The sequence below is a fragment of the Mesorhizobium sp. WSM4307 genome, from assembly GCF_007003945.1.
Classification (GTDB): domain Bacteria; phylum Pseudomonadota; class Alphaproteobacteria; order Rhizobiales; family Rhizobiaceae; genus Mesorhizobium.
Window position 1 is genome coordinate 222,993 of record NZ_VFTB01000008.1, and the last position, 19,339, is coordinate 242,331.

Annotated in this window: 17 protein-coding genes; 7 read left to right on the plus strand and 10 right to left on the minus strand. The window is 63.9% G+C overall.

What is annotated here, in order from left to right; all coding sequences use genetic code 11:
* The first annotated feature begins 161 nt into the window (after window positions 1–161).
* The 7 genes from FJV83_RS20845 (at window position 162) to FJV83_RS20875 (ending at window position 7,775) form a co-directional block, all read left to right on the plus strand.
* Window positions 162–1,268 (plus strand): ABC transporter substrate-binding protein, encoded by a 1,107-nt coding sequence (locus FJV83_RS20845; RefSeq protein WP_142884512.1) that lies wholly within the window; start codon window positions 162–164, stop codon window positions 1,266–1,268.
* An 81-nt stretch (window positions 1,269–1,349) separates the two neighbouring features.
* Window positions 1,350–2,249: an ABC transporter permease subunit gene (locus FJV83_RS20850; RefSeq protein WP_179295817.1), complete on the plus strand. Its 900-nt coding sequence runs from the start codon at window positions 1,350–1,352 to the stop codon at window positions 2,247–2,249.
* Entirely contained in the window at window positions 2,246–3,037 is a 792-nt protein-coding gene (locus FJV83_RS20855) for an ABC transporter permease (protein ID WP_095772573.1), read from the plus strand. The genes FJV83_RS20850 and FJV83_RS20855 overlap by 4 nt, the downstream gene beginning before the upstream one ends.
* A 16-nt stretch (window positions 3,038–3,053) precedes the next feature.
* Entirely contained in the window at window positions 3,054–4,118 is a 1,065-nt protein-coding gene (locus FJV83_RS20860; protein ID WP_142884511.1) for an ABC transporter ATP-binding protein, read from the plus strand.
* Between the two features lie 225 nt (window positions 4,119–4,343).
* Window positions 4,344–5,897 carry a sodium:proton antiporter gene (locus FJV83_RS20865; RefSeq protein ID WP_095772575.1) on the plus strand — a complete coding sequence of 518 codons (1,554 nt, stop codon included), beginning with the start codon at window positions 4,344–4,346 and terminating at the stop codon, window positions 5,895–5,897.
* Between the two features lie 116 nt (window positions 5,898–6,013).
* Window positions 6,014–6,922, plus strand: a complete 909-nt coding sequence (locus FJV83_RS20870) for an endonuclease/exonuclease/phosphatase family protein (protein ID WP_142884510.1) — start codon at window positions 6,014–6,016, stop codon at window positions 6,920–6,922.
* A gap of 7 nt (window positions 6,923–6,929) precedes the next feature.
* The gene (locus FJV83_RS20875) at window positions 6,930–7,775 is read left to right on the plus strand and encodes an EamA family transporter (RefSeq protein ID WP_095787011.1); all 846 of its coding nucleotides are present in this window, start codon (window positions 6,930–6,932) and stop codon (window positions 7,773–7,775) included.
* Between the two features lie 7 nt (window positions 7,776–7,782).
* On the opposite strand, the gene FJV83_RS20880 is transcribed toward FJV83_RS20875, so the two are convergent.
* The 10 genes from FJV83_RS20880 to FJV83_RS20925 form a co-directional block, all read right to left on the minus strand.
* Window positions 7,783–9,000 (minus strand): MFS transporter, encoded by a 1,218-nt coding sequence (locus FJV83_RS20880; protein WP_179295808.1) that lies wholly within the window; start codon window positions 8,998–9,000, stop codon window positions 7,783–7,785.
* A gap of 81 nt (window positions 9,001–9,081) precedes the next feature.
* The gene (locus FJV83_RS20885) at window positions 9,082–9,399 is read right to left on the minus strand and encodes a Dabb family protein (RefSeq protein WP_095772579.1); all 318 of its coding nucleotides are present in this window, start codon (window positions 9,397–9,399) and stop codon (window positions 9,082–9,084) included.
* 12 nt (window positions 9,400–9,411) lie between these two features.
* On the minus strand, window positions 9,412–11,040 hold the full coding sequence (locus tag FJV83_RS20890; protein WP_095792646.1) for a choline dehydrogenase: 1,629 nt from the start codon (window positions 11,038–11,040) through the stop codon (window positions 9,412–9,414).
* Between the two features lie 11 nt (window positions 11,041–11,051).
* A complete protein-coding gene (locus tag FJV83_RS20895; protein WP_095772581.1) occupies window positions 11,052–11,813 on the minus strand; it encodes a 3-ketoacyl-ACP reductase in 762 nt (253 codons plus the stop codon).
* Window positions 11,810–13,327: a GMC family oxidoreductase gene (locus FJV83_RS20900; RefSeq protein ID WP_095772582.1), complete on the minus strand. Its 1,518-nt coding sequence runs from the start codon at window positions 13,325–13,327 to the stop codon at window positions 11,810–11,812. The genes FJV83_RS20895 and FJV83_RS20900 overlap by 4 nt, the downstream gene beginning before the upstream one ends.
* 5 nt (window positions 13,328–13,332) lie before the next feature.
* Window positions 13,333–14,448: an ABC transporter ATP-binding protein gene (locus tag FJV83_RS20905; RefSeq protein ID WP_095772583.1), complete on the minus strand. Its 1,116-nt coding sequence runs from the start codon at window positions 14,446–14,448 to the stop codon at window positions 13,333–13,335.
* Between the two features lie 20 nt (window positions 14,449–14,468).
* The gene (locus FJV83_RS20910) at window positions 14,469–15,413 is read right to left on the minus strand and encodes a carbohydrate ABC transporter permease (RefSeq protein ID WP_064980812.1); all 945 of its coding nucleotides are present in this window, start codon (window positions 15,411–15,413) and stop codon (window positions 14,469–14,471) included.
* Complete coding sequence (locus FJV83_RS20915; protein WP_027047381.1) at window positions 15,410–16,360, minus strand: sugar ABC transporter permease; 951 nt, start codon at window positions 16,358–16,360, stop codon at window positions 15,410–15,412. Before FJV83_RS20915 ends, FJV83_RS20910 begins: the two co-directional genes overlap by 4 nt.
* Window positions 16,361–16,513: 153 nt before the next feature.
* The gene (locus FJV83_RS20920; RefSeq protein ID WP_095772584.1) at window positions 16,514–17,767 is read right to left on the minus strand and encodes an ABC transporter substrate-binding protein; all 1,254 of its coding nucleotides are present in this window, start codon (window positions 17,765–17,767) and stop codon (window positions 16,514–16,516) included.
* Window positions 17,768–17,825: 58 nt separating this feature from the next.
* Entirely contained in the window at window positions 17,826–19,337 is a 1,512-nt protein-coding gene (locus tag FJV83_RS20925) for an aldehyde dehydrogenase family protein (protein ID WP_095772585.1), read from the minus strand.
* Window positions 19,338–19,339 lie beyond the last annotated feature (2 nt).

Here is a 19,339-nt window from a genome sequence, read left to right on the forward strand (position 1 = left end):
AGCCGGAAAAAGAATCGCGAGGCGATTGCTACAACCGGTTAAAAAGAGTTTACTTTTTCGCACTGCGAGCAGCCGGTTTCACAAAGCTTTCATCTGGCTGTCACATGAAAACGATACCGCATCGCAGGCGTCCAACGGCGTCAGTTCAACGGAGAGAACACATGTTCAAATTCACGGGGAAGGTGCTTTCCCTTTCGGCCGCGACCCTGATGGTGTCGTCGGTGATTTCGTCCGCGGCTTCGCTGGATGATCTCGTCAAGGCCGCGAAGGCCGAAGGCCAGCTCACCACCATCGCGCTGCCGCATGACTGGTGCGGTTACGGCGCGGTCATCGACGGCTTCAAGGCTAAGTATCCGGAAATCACCATCAACGAACTCAACCCCGATGCCGGTTCCGGCGACGAGGTCGAGGCGATCAAGGCGAACAAGGACAACAAGGGTCCGCAGGCTCCCGACGTCATCGACGTCGGCCTGTCTTTCGGCCCGTCCGCCAAGAAGGACGGTCTGATCCAGGCTTACAAGGTGTCGACCTGGGACTCGATCCCCGACAGCGCCAAGGATGCCGGCGGCTTCTGGACGGGCGATTACTACGGTGTGCTTTCCTTCCAGGTGAACAAGGACCTGGTGAAGGTATCGCCGACGGACTGGGCCGACCTGCTGAAGCCGGAATTCGCCAACTCGGTCGCTCTTGCCGGTGATCCGCGCGCTTCGAACCAGGCCATCCAGGCGGTATATGCCGCTGGTCTCTCGTCGGGCGCGGCGGCTGGTGAAGCTGCTGGCACCGCTGGCCTCGACTTCTTCAAGAAGCTCAACGCCGCCGGCAATTTCGTGCCGGTCATCGGCAAGGCCGCGACGCTGGCCCAGGGCCAGACCCCGATCCTCGTCACCTGGGACTACAACGCGCTCGCCGGTCGCGACACGCTGAAGGGCAACCCGCCCGTCGACGTGGTCGTGCCGAAGACAGGTGTCGTCGCCGGTGTCTACGTGCAGGCAATCAGCGCCTACGCACCGCACCCGAACGCAGCAAAGCTCTGGCTGGAATACCTGTATTCCGACGAAGGCCAGATCGCCTGGCTGAAGGGCTATTGCCACCCGATCCGCTTCAACGATCTCGCCAAGAACGGCAAGATCCCGGCTGACGTGCTGGCCAAGCTGCCGCCGGCCGAGTCCTATGCGGCCGCGGTGTTCCCGACGCTCGACGAGCAGGGCAAGGCCAAGGAAGCCATCACCAAGAACTGGGACGCCGTTGTCGGCGCCAACGTCAAGTAACAGTTGAGATCCACCGGGCGGCTTCACGGTCGCCCGGTTCTTTCTCTCGAAGACGGTAGCCGGCGCATGACCGATATCTCAATGTCCGACCCCGCTGTTACCGGCAAGACGGCGCCTCCCGCCGAGGCGCGCAGCGTGAGGCTGCCGACGCAATGGCTCGGCGTCGCGCCATTCTTCATCTTCGCCATCATGTTCCTGATCTTGCCCACGCTCTACCTCATGCTGGGCGCATTCCAGAACGATGCCGGCGAATTCACACTCGAAAACATAGTCGCATTGGCGCAGCCGTCGATCGTTGCCGCCTACTGGATTTCGATCAAGGTCAGTCTTGCCTCATCGCTGATTGGCGCCTTTGCGGGTTTGGCGATTGCGATCGCCATCGTGCGCGGTGGCCTGCCGGACTGGATACGCTCGGCGACACTGACGTTTTCCGGCGTGGCCTCGAATTTCGCCGGCGTGCCGCTGGCCTTCGCATTCCTCGCCACACTCGGCCGGCTCGGCCTCGCGACGGTCATACTGAACACCCTGTTCGGCCTCAACATTTACGCACACGGCTTCAACATCCTGTCGTTCTGGGGCCTGACGCTGACCTATGTCTACTTCCAGATCCCGTTGATGGTGGTCATCATCGTGCCGGCCATTGACGGGCTGAAGAAGGAATGGGGCGAGGCCGCCGCGACGCTGGGCGCGACCGTGTCCCAGTACTGGCGCATGGTGGTCATTCCGGTGATCTGGCCGAGCTTCCTCGGCACCGTGATCCTGTTGTTCGCCAATGCCTTCGGCGCCATCGCCACCGCCTATGCGTTGACCGGCTCGTCACTCAACATCGTGCCGATCCTGCTCTATGCCCAGATTCGTGGCGACGTGCTGCACAATGCCCATCTCGGCTATGCCATTGCCTTCGGCATGATCCTGATTACCGGTCTTGCCAATGTCTTCTACATCTGGTTCCGCACCCGTTCCGAGAGGTGGCTCAAATGAAGGCTGGCAGATTCTGGGCCTGGGTCGTCTTCGCGCTGGGCGCGGCCTATTTCTTCATCCCGTTGATCGCGACGGTGGAGTTTTCCATGCGCATGCGGCGGGGTGCCTATTCCTTTGATGCCTACAAGGTCGTGCTGGGCGACGCACGCTTCCAGGCGACATTCGGGTATTCGGTGCTTGCCGCCGTTTTCACCATCATTCTCGGCGTACTGATCGTGGTGCCCGCCGCCTATTGGATCCGGCTGCGCCTGCCGCAGCTGCGCCCGATCGTCGAGTTCATCACCTTGCTGCCGCTGGTCATCCCGGCCATCGTCATCGTCTTCGGATACATCAGAATGTATGGCTCGAATTCGCCGTTGCCGTTCCTGGCGACCGACACGGGCACCAATGCCTTGTTGGTGATCGGCTATGCCACACTGTCGTTGCCCTATATGTACCGCGCGGTGGATACAGGACTTCGCACCATCGACGTGCGCACTCTGACGGAAGCGGCGCAGATTCTGGGCGCCGGTTGGGGGACGATCGTCACCCGTGTTATCCTGCCCAACGTGTTGATCGCGGTGTTGTCGGGTGCGTTCCTGACCTTCGCGATTGTCATTGGCGAATTCACCATGGCAAGCCTGCTCAACCGGCCGGCCTTCGGCCCGTATCTGCAGAACATCGGCGCCAACCGCGCCTATGAGCCGGCAGCGCTTGCAATCATTGCCTTCGCCATCACCTGGGGTTGCATGTCACTGATCCAGATCCTGTCCCGCTTCGCGCCGAAATCGGCGAACCGCCCGAACTGATCGAAAGAACACCACCATGGCCGACCCGTTCCTCTCCATCCAGCACGTCCGGAAATCCTTCGGCGCCACCACGGTCGTGGAGGATTTCAATCTCGACGTCGAGCCGGGTGAATTCGTCTCCTTCCTCGGGCCGTCCGGCTGCGGCAAGACCACCGTGCTGCGTATGGTCGCCGGCTTCGAAGAGCCGAGCGCCGGCAAGATCGTCGTCGCCGGCAAGGACATCACCCGGCTGAAGCCCAATCAGCGCAATGTCGGCATGGTGTTCCAGGCCTATGCGTTGTTCCCTAACCTGACCGTCGCGCAGAACATCGGCTTCGGCCTGAAAGTCGCCGGCATGCCCAAAGCGGACATCGACGCCCGCGTTGCCGAGATGCTCGGCATCATCAAGCTGCCGCAGATGGCCGACCGCTATCCCTACCAGCTCTCGGGCGGCCAGCAGCAGCGCATCGCGCTGGCCCGTGCGATCGCGCCGAAGCCGAAGCTGCTTTTGCTCGACGAGCCGCTGTCGGCGCTCGACGCCAAGGTGCGCGTGTCGCTGCGCGAGGAAATCCGCTCGATCCAGAAGAAGCTCGGCATCACCACCATCTTCGTCACGCATGACCAGGAAGAGGCGCTGTCGATCTCCGACCGCATCGCCGTCATGTATGGCGGCAAGGCCGAGCAGGTCGGCACGCCGTTCGAGATCTACAACCGGCCGGCAACCAAATTCGTCGCCAATTTCGTCGGCACGCTCAACGTGCTCGAAGGCAAGGTTACCGACGCCGCGGCCGGCACGGTTCAGGTCAACACGCAGGAAGTCTCGCTCAAGGGCAAGCTCAACGGCTCGAAGTCCGGCGACACGCTGTCGCTGGCGCTGCGGCCCGAGGCGATTTCGCTCGGCCGCCAGCCCGGCCGCGATTCCAGCCTGATCGGAGAGATATCCGAAGTGCACTTCCTCGGCTCGGTGATCCGGGTCCGCGTCGGCATCGGCGGCAACACGGTGTCGCTCGACACCTTCAACAACTCGGCCACGCCGCCACCCGCGGTCGGTGAGAAGGCCGAGATTTCGTTCTCATCGGGCGACATGCTGGTCTTGCACTAGCGGAGCGAACGTCATTCCGCGGCGGTCTCTAATGCGCCGAACAACGCGTCTTGATCGTCGATGCTCGCAACCCTCGATGCCGTGGGTTCGATGTCTGTAGTGACGAACCGTCGGCGCCGCCCCTCAGGTCACTTTTAAATCCCAGGGCAGGCCAAGGCTTCGACAATCAACAGTATCCTGCCGAGGGGTACTGCCAACAGTCGCTCTTCGCCGCTACGATGAGCCATGGCCCTTTTTGAACTCACCCTTGTCCTGCTTTTGACGGCTGTCGCGCTGACGGCGCTGTCGCGGCGGCTGGAGGTCCCCTATCCGTCGCTGCTGGCCCTGGCCGGGGTCGGCATCGCCTTCGTGCCTGGCGCACCGATGATCGAGATCGATCCGGAACTGGCGCTTGCGCTGTTCATAGCGCCGGTGCTTCTCGATGCCGCCTATGACACGTCGCTGCGCGACCTGAAGCGCTACCGGCTGTCGCTGCTGCTGCTGGCGCTTGGCGCCGTCGTCTTCACCACTGTGGTGGTTGCCTTCGTCGGCTGGAAGATGGCCGGCCTGCCGATCGCCGCGGCGATCGCGCTTGGCGCCATCGTCGCGCCGCCGGATGCCGTGGCGGCGAGTGCCGTTCTCGGGCAATTCAAGGTGCCGCACCGCATCACCGCCATCCTGCAGGGCGAAAGCCTGCTCAACGATGCCACCGCACTCTTGATCTACCGGCTGGCGGTTTCGGCAGCACTCGGCTCGATCATGCTGAGCAACGCCATTCCGGTGATCCTGCTGTCAACGATCGGCAGCCTGATTGGAGGTTATCTGCTTGGCCGCCTCTCGCTCTTGACGCTGACCCGCATCGAGGATGCGGCGAGCAGCACCGTGGTGCAGTTCGCCGGGACATTCGGCGTGTGGATATTGGCCGACAAGCTCGGTCTTTCCGCCATCATCACCATCGTCGTCTACGCCATCACGATTGCGCGCAGTGCACCGCGCCGCATGTCGGCGAGACGCCGTGTCAGCACCTATTCGGTCTGGGAGTCGGCGGTGTTCGTTCTCAACGTTTTGGCTTTCGTGCTGATGGGCCTGCAGGCACGGTCGATCGTCGGCCGGCTTTCCGGCGAAGGGCAGGGCGAGGCCTTTCTGTTTGCCGCGACGGTGCTGGTTGTCGTCATCGCTGCGCGCCTCGTCTGGGTGGCGAGTTATGTTGCGATCATCCGATGGCTTGCCCGTCTCGGCGGCGAAGACAGAAAGCGGGATTTGCCGACATTTGGCGGCGCCGTGCTGGTCGGCTGGTGCGGTATGCGCGGGCTGGTGACGCTGGTGGTGGCCATTGCCCTGCCTGCCGGCTTTCCCGGCCGCGATCCGATCGTGCTTGCCGCCTTCGCGGTGGTTCTGGGTACGCTGGTGCTGCAGGGGATGACGCTGAAGCCTCTGCTGCGGATACTCAACTTCGATCCCGACAGAACCGTCGACAATGAGGTTGCGCAGGCGCGCGTTGCCGTCATGCAGGCCGCACTTGACGTGTTGAGCCGCAAGACATCGGCCGCGGCGGCTGTCGTGCGCGAGCAGTACGAGGCTCAGCGCGTGATCGCGGAAAACCCGGAGGACGCACAGGCGGCAACCGAATACGACCGGCTGCGCCTCTACGCCATCAACCGCCAGCGCGACACGCTGGAGGAATTGCGCAGCAACGGCACGATCGGCGACGAGGCCTATCACCGGCTGGAAGAAGAGATCGACTGGGCGGAACTGGCGGCGTCGCCAGCGGGCCGGTTCCAGCCGTTGACGACGGATTAGAAGATCGCGCGGCGGGGCAGGGGAGGCTGCTGGCACAAGCCGCTTGCATTCTCCTGCACATTGCAAGCAATCCACTGAGCCGCTACTGCCATCGCCGAAGGTGAGCCGGATAAGCAATGAAGCTGGTCAGCTACAACATCCAGTACGGGTTCGGCAGCGACGGCCGCTATGACCTTTCGCGCGCGGCGCGCATCGTCGACGGCGCCGATGTCATTGCCCTGCAGGAGGTCGAGCGGCACTGGCAGCGCAGCCATTTCGACGACCAGCCGGAGCTGCTGTCGCGCCTGCTGCCGGACTATCACTGGATCTACGGCCCGGCCTTCGACATGGACGCCAGCGAGCGGCGGGACGGTCGCCTGGTCAATCGGCGCCGGCAGTTCGGCACCATGGTTCTGTCGAAACTGCCGATCGTCTGGACGCGCCTGCATGCGCTGCCGATGCGCCGGACGCTCAGGCCGCTCAACACGCGCAACGCGGCGCTCGAATGCATGATCGGCACACCGGCCGGCCCGGTGCGTGTGCTGTCCTTGCATCTCGCCCATATCGCGGCGGAAGAGCGGCTGGAGCAGATCGACTATCTGCTGGCCGAACACCGCCGTGCGCCGTCCGAAGGCGGGCCGTGGAGCGGCATCGATGACGAGCCTTCGCGCAACTGGACCAGCGGCGAAGCCGAGCCGGAAAATCCGCTGGCGGCGATCTGGATGGGCGATTTCAACATGGAGCCGGGCAGCGCCGAATACCGCCGCATCGTCGGCAGCACGCCCTATCATCGGGGTGCTGCCTATCTCGACGGCTTCGTCGATGCCGCCGTTGTGGCGATCGAACCCGCTGATGACTTCCACACGCATGAGAAGATCATCGACGGCAGGCTGGCAAAGCGCCGGCTCGACCACTGCTTCGTCGGCGGTATGTTCGCGGGGCGGGTCCGCTCGGTCGCATCCGATACAGGCGAGGTGGCGTCCGATCACTTCCCGGTCCGGGTCGACATCGATCTCGAAACGCCACTCGGCTTGGGAGGTCGATAGACCCGAAATGACGCTTTTCGTCTTCTTCGCGGTGCTTGCCGCAGCCGCCATGCACGCGATCTGGAACGCGCTGGTCAAGGTGCATCTCGACCGCTTCCTGTCGATCACGCTGATGACATTGGGCATGGGGTTTGCCGCGCTGTTCGTGCTGCCTTTCGTCGAGTTCCCGAAGGCCGCGGTCTGGCCGTTCATTCTCGCTTCGGTGGTCTTCCACATGGGCTACCGAACCTTCCTGATCGGCGCCTACAAGGCCGGCGATTTCGCCCAGACCTATCCACTGGCGCGCGGCACGGCACCGCTGCTGGCCGCACTTGGTGGCATCGTGGTGGTGCAGGAGGTGCCGGCGCCGTTTGCCATTCTCGGCATCCTGCTTTTGTCGGCCGGCACGCTGGTGATGTCGTTTCGCGGCGGCGCGCATCTGGAGAGGCTCAACCTGCGCGCCGTCGGCTTTGCGCTCGGCACGTCGATCTTCATTGCCAGCTATACATTGTCGGACGGCAGCGGCGCGCGGCTGGCGGCGACGGCGCAAAGCTACGCGGCCTGGCTGTTCGTCTGTGACGCGACATGGGCGCTGGTGCTGTGCCTCATCTTCCGCGGGCCGCAGTCACTGCCCGTGCTGGCGCGCGACTGGAAGGCCGGGCTGTTCACCGGCGTGCTCAGCGGCGCGGCCTACTGGATCGTGATGTGGGCGATGACCAAGGCGCCGATCGCCTCGGTGGCATCGCTGCGCGAAACGTCGATCCTGTTCGCCATGCTGATCTCGGTCTACGCGCTCGGCGAGAAGATGACGGGCTGGCGCGGCGCCGCCGCGCTCAGCATTGTTGCCGGGGTTATCGCGCTCCGGATGGGTTAGGCCGCACTCAACCCAGGACTGTCATCACCTGGCCGCGCCGCTCCGGGCTGAAGCGGATGACGACGATGATGCAGACGGCGACCACGCCGGCGAAAAGCGCCAGCGCATAGCCGTAGCTGCCTCCGGCCGACTCCGCTATGCCCGCCTGATACGGACCGCCATAGGATGCGGCAAGGTTGCCGGCCTGATAGATGAAGCCGGGCAAGGTCGCGCGGACCGCCCCCGGCGACAGTTCGTTGAGATGAACCGGGATGACGCCCCAGGCGCCCTGGACGGCGACCTGCATGACGAATGCGCCGATGGCCAACATGAAGGGCGTGGTGCTGTAGGCCCATAGCGGGATCGACGGCAGGGCGATCAGGCAGGCGAGCGTGATGGCGTTGACGCGGCCGATCCTCTCCGACAGCGCGCCGAAGGCCAGGCCGCCGACGATGGCGCCGATATTGGCGACGATGGTGATCCAGCTCACCGTGTGCGGATCGAAGCCATGCTGCTTCTTCAGGAAGGTCGGGTAGAGGTCCTGCGTGCCATGGCTGAAGAAATTGAAGAACATCATCAGCACGACGGCATAGAGCGCGACGCCCCAGTGCTTCTGCAGCGTTTCCAGGAGCCCCGGCTTGACCGATTTCCGCGCCTCGGCGAAGGCCGGCGATTCCGGCACGTGCGAGCGGATGAAGAGCACGATCAGCGCCGGCAAGAAGGAGAGCAGGAACATGGCACGCCAGCCGATCGTGTAGCCGCCGATCGTCTGCTGGTAGAGCAGGCCGTAGACCACCGCCGCCAGGAGGTAGCCGGCGGGATAGCCGCATTGCAGGATGCCCGATACGAAGCCGCGCGCGCTGGGAGGGATGGATTCCATCGCGAGCGAACTGCCAAGCCCCCATTCGCCGCCCATGGCGATGCCGAACAAAGCGCGCAGGGCGAGGAAAATGCCGAGATTGGGCGAGAAGGCCGCGAGCGCGCCGATCACCGAATAGCTGACGATGTTGAGCATGAGGATGGGCTTGCGCCCATATTTGTCGGCGAGCATGCCAAAGAAAAACGCGCCGATGAAGCGCGTCGCCAAGGTCAGGAACAGTGCCTTCGAGACTGCCGGGACATCGGTGTGGAATTCACTCGCAATATCGGTGAGCAGGAATGTCAGAAGGAAGAAATCAAAAGCGTCGAGCGTCCAGCCCAGGAATGAGGCCAGAACGGTTTTCTTCTGCTCGGCAGTGAGATTCAAGGCGTCCTCCTTTGGTGCCCCCAAAGGAACGATATGTCGCCCCGCTCGCAAAAGAGAACAGCGATCAGCCGGAACCGGCGGTCACTTTTTCGTAAGGTCGAGGTCGAAGACCATCAATCCGTCCGTGCCGCCTTCGAGTGCGGCGACCAGCCGGGCGCCGGCGCGCTGATGGGCTTCATGGACGAGATAGGCGTCGCGGGCGGCGGCATCGCGGAAATCGATGGTGAAGCCATGGCCAAAGCCGCGGGCAAAGGGCTCGGGGCTGACATTGGCACTGAAGTGGACCGTGTCCATGCCGTCGATAACCTTTCGAAGCGCCTCGAGGTCGGCATGGATCGCCGTGCGCTCGCTTTCGGGGACATCGCCGCGAAACCGGGCGAAGACACAGTGCCTGATCATTTCTCCATCCCTTCAAGCAGCCCGGTTGCCGGAAAACACAGCCGGCGGCAGGGGTTCGCGGCCGAGGATCAGGTCGGCACCCTTCTCGCCAACCATGATGGTCGGTGCATTGGTATTTGAGGAGGGCACGCGCGGCATCACCGAGGCGTCGCAGACGCGCAAGCCTTCGATGCCGCGCAGCCGCAAATCCGGCGTCACGACAGCCATCTCGTCATGGCCCATGCGGCAGGTGCCGACAGGATGGTGATCGGTCTTTGCGCTGCGGCAGGCGTAGTCGAACAGTTCGTCGTCGGTCGCCAGCGACGGGCCGGGCAGCACTTCGCGCAGCACGTAGGGCTGAAGCGCCTTCTGCCGCATGATCTCGCGCGCCAGCCGCAGGCCCTTGATCGACATGGCGCGGTCATAGGGATCGGACCAGTAGTTGGGATCGATCAGCGGATGGTCGGCCGGGTCGGCGCTCTTCAGTCGCACCGTGCCGCGCGAGCGCGGCCGCAGGAAGGCCGAGTTCAAGGTGACGCCCGGATTGTTCAACTTCTCGACGCCGGCCTCGATGCCGGAGCCCAGGCCGAGATGGAACTGGATGTCGGGCGAGGCGGCGGTCGGGTCGGCGTACCAGAAGCCGCCGGTCTCGAACAGGCTGGAGGCCACCGGCCCCTTCTTCAAAAGCAGATATTGCAAGCCGGCCCAGGCCGTGCGGTGCAGCTTGGCGTAGTTGTCGTAGGTGTGGTCGCCAGTGCATTCGGCGATGACGAACAGATCGAGATGGTCCTGCATGTTGGACCCGACGCCGGGCAGGTCATGCACCGGCGTCACGCCGACCGATTTCAGGTGGTCGGCCGGGCCGATGCCCGACTGCATCAAAAGCTTCGGCGAGCCGATGGCGCCGGACGAGACGATCACCTCGCGCCCGGCGCGCAGGATCTTCTTCTCGCCACCTGGCCGGTCGACGACTTCAACGCCGACAGCGCGGCCGTTCTCGACGACGATGCGTGTCACCAGCACATCGGTCCGGACGGTGAGGTTCTTGCGGGCGCGGATCGGCTTGAGATAGGCGACCGAGGCGGAGGAGCGCCGGGCATCCTTCTGGGTGAGCTGGTAATAGCCGACGCCTTCCTGGGCAGCGCCGTTGAAGTCGGGGTTGAAGGGAATGCCCATCTCCTGGCCGGCGCGGAAATAGGCTTCGCAGATCGGCAGCGGCGAGATCGGGTTCGACACGCCGAGCGGTCCCTGGTCGCCGTGAAAATCGTTGGCGAAACGCTGGTTGTTCTCGGCGCGCTTGAAGTAGGGCAGCACGTCGCGATAGCCCCAGCCGGCGAGACCCTCTTCCTTCTCCCACGCGTCGTAGTCGCGGGCATTGCCTCGCGTGTAGATCTGGGCGTTGATGGACGAGCCGCCGCCGACCACCTTGGCCTGCGTGTACCAGAAGACGCGGTCCTTCATGTTTTTCTGCGGCACGGTGGACCAGCCCCAGGACGCAATGCCCTTGGTCATCTTGGCGAAGCCCGCCGGCATATGGATGTAGGGGTGCCAGTCCTTGCCGCCGGCTTCCAGCAGCAGCACGGAATTCAAGGGATCCTCGCTCAGCCGGTTGGCCAGAACACAGCCGGCCGGGCCGGCGCCCACGATGATGTAGTCTGTCATGTCGTTTCCACCTATAGCCGCGGCACGGAGAGCGCGCCGTCGACATTGATGATCGAGCCGGTCGAAAAGCCGAGCCTGCCGGCGGCAAGCGTCGCCACCACCGCGCCGATGTCTGACGCTTCGCCCCAGCGTTTGGCCGGCACCAGCCCGCTGTCGATCAAGGCATCGTATTTGGCGGTCACGCCTGCCGTCATGTCGGTGCGGATGATGCCCGGACGCAACTCGAACACGCCGATATTTTCAGGGGCGAGCCTGAGCGCCAGGTTCTTCACCCACATGGAAAGCCCCGCCTTCGATATGCAGTATTCGGAGCGCTCCGGCGAAGCCATCTCGGCGCTGACCGAGGTGACGGTGATGATCGATCTTGCATGGCCGCCGGGTGTGGCCAGCATTGCCTTGGCGACGGCCTGGCTGAGGAAGACCGTGCCGCGCAGGTTGATATCAAGCGTGCGGTCGAAATTTTCGGGCTTCAGCTCCAGCAGGTCGCCGCGCACCACGGCGCCGACGCCGGCATTGTTGACGAGACAGTCGATGCGGCCGAAGACGCGCATCGCGGCATCGACCAACACGGCGTGGCCGTCGAGATTGGCGACGTCACAACTGACATAGGCGAGTTTCGCACCGCGCGCCGAGATATCTGCGTCGAGCCCGTCAGGCGCCTGTTCGGCGAGGTCGGCAACCAGAATGTCAAAGCCTGTATCGGCCAGCGCTTCCGCGCAAGCCAGCCCGATCCCGCGCGCGCCGCCGGTGACGATGGCTGCGGGGCGGGTCATGCGGCAAGCTCCACCTTGCGGATATGGTCAGCCACCCGCAACGCCTGGGCGGCGATCGACAGCGCCGGGTTGACCGCAGCCGAGTTCGGCAAAAAACTGGCATCGACGACGAACAGGTTCCGGTGGTCGAACGACCGGCAGAACGGGTCGAGCGGCGCGGTCGCCGGATCGTCGCCCATCCTGACCGTGCCGCACTGGTGCGAGGGCGTGCGCTTGTCGAAGGGGCGCGACAGCACGATGGGGTAGCCGCAGGCGCGGAAGTTTTCGCGCATCACCTTGGTCAGTCCGTCGAGCGACTGCATGTTGGAGCGCCGCCACTGCATGACTATGTCCTTGCCGTCGACCATGATGCGGCTTTCGGGATCGGGCAGGTCCTCGCACATCAAATACCAGTCGACGGCATGGCCGGCCATGAAGTCGAGCACGAATTTCGGCATCGTCCTCACATTGGCCTTGAGCATGTTGCCGTCGATCTTGCCGAGCAGCTGGACATTGCCGAGCGGCTTGCCGCCCCTGCCGTCCGACAGATAATAGTCGTTCAGCATCAGCGTCTTCTGGTAGACGGCATCGTTCCTGCGGCGCGGATCGATCGCCAGCATGGCACTGGAATTGTGGTTCATGAAGTTGCGGCCGACCTGGTCGGAGCGGTTGGCGAGGCCCTTGCCGCCTCCTTTGCCGTTGCCCGGTGAGGGCGAGCGCAGCAGGATGACGGCGGAATTGACCGCGCCGGCGGACAGGATGACCAGTTTCGGCGACACTTTCTTCAGTTCGCCGTTCTGCCGGTAGTGGATCGCGGCGATGCTTTTGCCGTCGGGCGCCGCCTCGAGATACTCGACGTAGCAGCCGGTCTCGAGCCGGATGTTGCTGTCCCCAAGCGCCGCCGCCAGTGGCGCTGTCTGGGCGTCCATCTTTCCCAGGCCGGTGTTGGGGAAAGCGTCCCAGCCGGTTCTGCCTTCCTTCAGCCAGGTATCGATGTCGACGCCGAGCGGCAGCGAGGCCGGATGCAGGCCGAGGCCCTTCAGTTCAGCACGGGCGCGCGCGATCGGTGCTTCGTCGGGCACCGGCTTGAAGGCGTAGGGGATCGAGTGGAACGGTTCGGTCGGATCCTCACCCAGCGTGCCGCGCACGCGAAACAGCTGCTCCGCCCTGGAATACCAGGGCTCGAACTCGTCGTAGGAAAACGGCCAGGCGGGCGAGACGCCGCCGTAATGCTCCATGGCCGAAAAATCTTCCTTGCGGTAACGGATCAGCACCGCGCCGTAGAATTTCGAATTGCCGCCGACATAGTAGTAATTGCCGGGGTTGAAGGCGGCACCGCCGGCCTCGCGCCACATCTCCTTTGGGCGATAGTGGCCGTCGACGAAGATCGAGCGGGTGTCGCGGGCATGCGGGGTTGCCGGCAAGGGCTCGCCACGCTCCAGCATCAGGATCGAGGCGCCGCTGCCGGCCAGGCCGGAGGCGATCGTGGCGCCGCCAATGCCGGAGCCGATGATGACGATGTCCGGATTTGCCATGGCCGTCAGCGGATGCGGCTCTCGGTCGCCGGATCGAAGAACACCGCCTTGGTCAGGTTGAAGGCGAGCGGCGTGCTGGTGCCAGGCTGGATGTTGGCGTCGGCGCGCAGCCGTGCCACCACGCCCTTGCCGCCGAGATTGGTGACGGCGAACGTGTCGGAACCGGCCGGCTCGACGACCTCGATATGCAGGTCGGCGGTGGCGATGTTCGAGGCGTTGCGCTCGGCGCCCTCCGGATCGGTCAGCGCTTCCGGCCGTACGCCGAAGATGATCGGCTTGCCCTGGAATGCCGAGAGACCTGCTGGCGCATTGGCCATCGGCAGCGTGATCGGCTCGCGGGCCTCACGCTGCAGAACGACGGAGAGCGCATTGCCCGATGTGGTGATGGTCGCCGGGATCAGGTTCATGGCCGGCGAGCCCATGAAGTCGGCGACGAAGAGATTGGCGGGGTTGTTGTAGATCTCGGCCGGGGTGCCGAACTGCTGCACCTCGCCGTCGCGCATGACGGCGATCTTTGTCGCCAGCGTCATCGCCTCGATCTGGTCGTGGGTGACGTAGACGATGGTGGTGCCTGTCGTGGCGTGCAGGCGCTTGATCTCGATGCGCATGTCGACGCGCAGCTTGGCGTCGAGGTTGGACAAAGGCTCGTCGAACAGGAAGAGTTTGGGGTCGCGCACCAGCGCCCGGCCCATGGCGACGCGCTGGCGCTGGCCGCCCGAAAGCTGGCTCGGCTTGCGCTGCAGGAGATGACCGATCTGCAGGACCTTGGCCACCTTGTCGATCGCCTTCTGGCGCTCGTCGGCCGGCACGCCGCGCATCTCCATGCCGAACGAGATGTTCCCGGCCACCGTCATGTTCGGGTACAGCGCGTAGCTCTGGAACACCATGGCGATGTCGCGCTTCGAAGGGTGCAGATCGTTGATGGCGCGGCCGTCGACGCGGATCTCGCCCTCGGTGATCTGCTCCAGGCCGGCGATGGTGTTGAGCAACGTGGACTTGCCGCAGCCGGATGGACCGACCAGCACCAGGAAGCCGCCCTTTTCGAGCTCTACATCGATGCCCTTCAGGATCTCGACATTCCCGAAGCGCTTCTTCAGCCCATCAATTTCCAGAAAAGCCATGGTCGTTCCTTCTGAATTGGTCAGCCTTTGACCGCGCCGGCCATCAGCCCGCGCACGAAATAGCGGCCGGCGACGACATAGACGATCAGGGTGGGCAGGGCGGCGATCATCGCGGCCGCCATGTTGACGTTGTATTCGACGACGCCGGTCGAGGTGTTGACGACATTGTTGAGCGCCACCGTCATCGGCATCGCATCGCCGGTGCCGGCATAGGCCGAGGCGAACAGGAAGTCGTTCCAGATGTTGGTGAACTGGTAGATGACGGTGACGACGAAGATCGGCATCGAGTTCGGCAGCATGATGCGGCGGAAGATCTGGAAGAAGGAGGCGCCGTCGACCTGCGCGGCCTTGATCAATTCGGTCGGGAAGGCCTCGTAATAGTTGCGGAAGAACAGCGTGGTGAAGCCGATGCCGTAGACGACGTGGACGAAGACCAGATTGACCGTCGAATTGCCGAGGCCGAAGCTGGTTCCGACGGAGTTCTGCAAGGTCACGCCGAAGCGGCCGACGCTGCCAAGGATCGTCGCCATCGGCAGCAGCACCGACTGGAACGGAATGAAGCAGGCGAACAGCATCAGCCCGAACACCAGCGTCGCGCCGCGAAAGCGCCATTTGGTCAGCACGTAGCCGTTGAGGGCGCCGAGCATGGTCGAGATCAGCACGGCCGGAACCACCATCTTGATGGAGTTCCAGAAATAGCCCTTGATGCCGGCGCAGGTGAGGCCGACGCAGGTCTCGCCCCAGGCCTTCAGCCACGGGTCGAAGGTCGGCGCCTTGGGCAGCGCCAGCATGTTGCCGTTCTGGATCTCGTCCATGGTCTTGAACGAGGTGACCAGCATGACGAACAGCGGCATCAGGTAGAACAGCGCGAACAGCGCCAGAAGCCCGTAGATGACGATGCGGTTGACGAGCTTGGTGTTGATGCCGCCGGAGGCCTGGCGGGCAGGGGTGGCGACGGCGCTCATCGCGGCTTCTCCCTGAGTTCCGAATAGAGATAGGGCACGATGATGGCGACGATGGTCATCAGCATGATCACCGCACTGGCCGATCCGACAGCCATTTCGTTGCGCTTGAAAGTGTATTCGTACATGAAATTCGAAGGCAGCCAGGCCGAGCCGCCGGGGCCGCCGGACGTCAGCGCCACGACAAGGTCGTATGACTTGATGGCGAGGTGGGCGAGCACGATGAAGGCCGATAGGAAGATTGGCCGCAGCAGCGGGATGACGATGCGGCGGTAGAGCTGGAAGGTTGTGGCGCCATCGATCTGCGCTGCCTTCATGATCTCGCCGTCAATGCCGCGCAGGCCGGCCAGGAACATCGCCATGATGAAGCCGGAGGCCTGCCAGACGCCGGCGATGACCACGGTGTAGATGACGAAATCCTTGTTCTTGATCCAGTCGAAATGGAAGCTCGTCCAGCCCCATTGATGCAGCGTCTGTTCGAGGCCGAGGCCGGGATCGAGGAACCATTTCCAGGCGACGCCGGTGACGATGAAGGACAGCGCCATCGGATAGAGGTAGATCGGCCGCAGCACGCCTTCGCCGCGGATCTTCTGGTCGAGCAGGATGGCCAGGAACAGGCCAAGCGCCAGGCAGATCAGGATGTAGAGAAAGCCGAAAATGCCCATATTGGTTATCGACGTGTACCAGCTCGATGGCGGGTCGGTGTCGAAGGTCCAGCCCCACAGCCGCTGATAGGCGCGCGAACCTGTGATGACGTAGGACGGGAAGGTCTTGGAATTGGTGAAGGACAGATAGATCGTCCACAGGATGAAGCCGTAGACGAAGACGATGGTGATGGCGAAGCTCGGCGCCAGAACGATCTTCGGCAAGGCGTCCTGCAGGCGCGAGCGCACCGAGGTGCGCGACCGCTCCGGCGTCAGCTTGATCTGGCTTGTTGCTACTGTGCTCATGAGCTCCTCCCGTTTCGGGTCGTCCGTGCGCCGCCGTCAGGCGGCAAGGCGGCCCCGTGCATACGGGTCTTCGGTCGGCATGGTGTCGAGCCGGCCAATCCTGAGATAAAACCTTCCCCGCCGAAGCGGGGAAGGTGATTTCGAGCGTTGCGCTTACTTGGCGTCGTCGATCGCCTTGACCAGTTCGGTCACGGCCTCGTCCGAGGTCTTGATCTGACCATGGACGAACTTCGAGACCACGTCCTTGTAGGCATTGGCGACAGCCGGCGGGGCGCCGTAGCCCTGGGCCAGCGAGCCGAACAGCGTGCCGCCTTCGTTGGCCGCCTTCAGGTCGGCGATGCCCTTCTTGCCGCAAGCGTCGAAGTCGGTGTCCGGAACGTCGGTGCGGGCCGGAACCGAACCCTTGACGACGTTGAAGGCCGACTGGAAGCTCTTCGACAGGGTGGCGGTGGCCAGCGCGACCTGGGCGGCCTTGCGGTCGTCCGGAACGTTGAACATGCCGAACATGTCGGAGTTGTAGATCACCGAGCCGTCGGTGCCCGGGAAGCGATAGCACAGGAAGTCGGTGCCCGGGGTCTTCTTGGCGGCGTGGAACTCACCCTTGGCCCAGTCGCCCATGACCTGCACCAGGGCATCGCCCTTGATGACCATGGCGGTGGCAAGGTTCCAGTCGCGGCCCGAGAAGTTCGGGTCGACATAGGTGACGAGCTTGGCGAGGTTGTCGAACGACTTCTTCATCGTGTCGGACTTGAGCGAAGCATCGTCGAGGTCGTTGAAGGCCTTCTTGTAGAACTCGGGTCCGCCGGTCGACAGCACGACGGAGTCGAACATGGTGGCTTCCTGCCAGTTCTGGCCGCCGAGAGCGAGCGGGATCACACCCGCGGCCTTGGCCTTGTCGAGCAGGGCGACAAAGTCGTCGAAGGTCTTCGGCTCGGTGCCGCCGATCTTGTCCATGACGGCCTTGTTGATCCACAGCCAGTTGACCGAGTGGACGTTGACCGGAGCCGCGACCCACTTGCCTTCATAGACCGAGAACTTCTGCAGGGCCGCCGGAACCGACTTGTCCCAGCCTTCCTTCTTCGCCGTCTCGGTCAGGTCGCCCATGACGCCGGCCGCGGCATAATCGAGCACGGTGTAGCCGAGCATCTGCGAGGCGGTCGGATAGTTGCCGGCCGCGACCATCGCCTTCAGGGCGGTCATGGCAGCATCACCGCCGCCGCCGGCGACAGGGACGTCCTTCCAGGCATAGCCTTCCTTGGCCAGGTCGCCCTTCAGCACGTTGAGGGCAGCCGCTTCGCCGCCCGACGTCCACCAATGCAGCATCTGCACTTCCTTGACGTCCGCGGCGTGCGCCGAGAACGCAAAGCTCGTCGCAAGAGCCGTTCCGATAAGCAGTTTGCGCAACATGTACTTCCTCCCTTGTTGCATTACACGACCGGTGGAAGCCCACCGGGTTCTTCCCAACTCAGCCGACCCACCATCCGGTGCGCTGGCCGCGATGAAACTGGATTGTCTTTTCCTCGGTATAGTCCTCGACGGCGCGTTTGCCGAGTTCGCGTCCGAGACCGGACTGCTTGTAGCCCCCGAAAGGCAGCTCGGGATAACCTTCCATGAATGTGTTCACCCAAACCGTCCCCGAACGCACCCCACGCGCCACCGACATGCAGGTGTCCATGCTGGCGCTCCACACGCCTGCAGAGAGACCATAGGGCGTGTTGTTGGCGATGTGCAACGCCTTCTCAATCGATTCAAAGGTGAGCACTGAGAGCACCGGTCCGAACACTTCCTCACGCGCAATGGCCATGTCCTCGGTGACGCCACGCAGGATGGTCGGGTCGAGATATTGGCCGGCATTGGAGGCCAGCTGCTTGCCGCCGCTGAAGACATTGCTGCCTTCGCCCGCCGCTGCCGCAACGTAATCCGTCACCTTGGCCAGATGGTCGGACGAGATCATCGCGCCGACCTTGGTTTGCTCGTCGAGCGGGTCGCCGACCTTCACCCTGGCGGTGAGTGCCTTGACGGCGCTGAGAAAATCTCCGGCGATCGCCTCGTGCACGATCAGCCGGCTGCCGGCATTGCAGCATTCGCCGGCATTGAAGAAGCCACCGAACACCGCCGCGTCGGCGGCGGCCTCGAGGTCGGCATCGGGAAAGACGATCTGGCCGTTCTTGCCGCCAAGTTCCATCGAGACCTTCTTCAGCGATTGCGCGGCGGACGCCATGGTCATCTTGCCGACGCGGGTCGAGCCGGTGAACGACACCATCTCGACCAGGGGGTGGCCGACCATCGGCGCGCCGACATCGGCGCCCAGACCGGCCAGGATGTTCACGACCCCGGCGGGCAGGCCGGCTTCGAGCAGGATGTCGCCCAGCACGAAGGTCGAGGCCGAGGTCATTTCGCTCGGCTTGACCACTGCCGTGCAGCCGGCGGCGAGCGCGAAAGGCAGTTTCTGGCTGACGATGAGGAACGGGAAATTCCACGGCGTGATGATCGAAACGACGCCGATCGGCTCGCGCACGACCACGCCCAGCATGGCATCGCCGAGGTTGGCGTAGCTCTCGCCATGCAGTGTGCGGGCGAGCGAGGCGGCATAGCGCCAGATGTCGACGGCGCCGCCGATCTCGCCGCGCGCCTGGGCGATCGGCTTGCCGGATTCCAGCGCGTCGAGCCGCGCGATGTCTTCCAGCCGTGTCTCGATCAGGTCGGCCGCCCTGAACAGGATCGCGGCGCGCTCGCCGGCCTTCATGCGTGGCCATGGGCCGGTCTCGAACGCCTTGTGCGCGGCCTGCACCGCCGCTTCCACCTCCGCCTCGCCGGCTTGTGCATAGCGCGAAACGGTGAAGCCGTGGCCGGGGCTCTTGCGTTCCAGCGTGCGGCCGTCGCGAGCATCGACGTGCTTGCCGTCGATCAGCAGCCGGTAAGATTTCGGCGCGGCTGAGGCCTCGGCGGGCATGGCGATGTTGAGGGGTGCGTTCATCA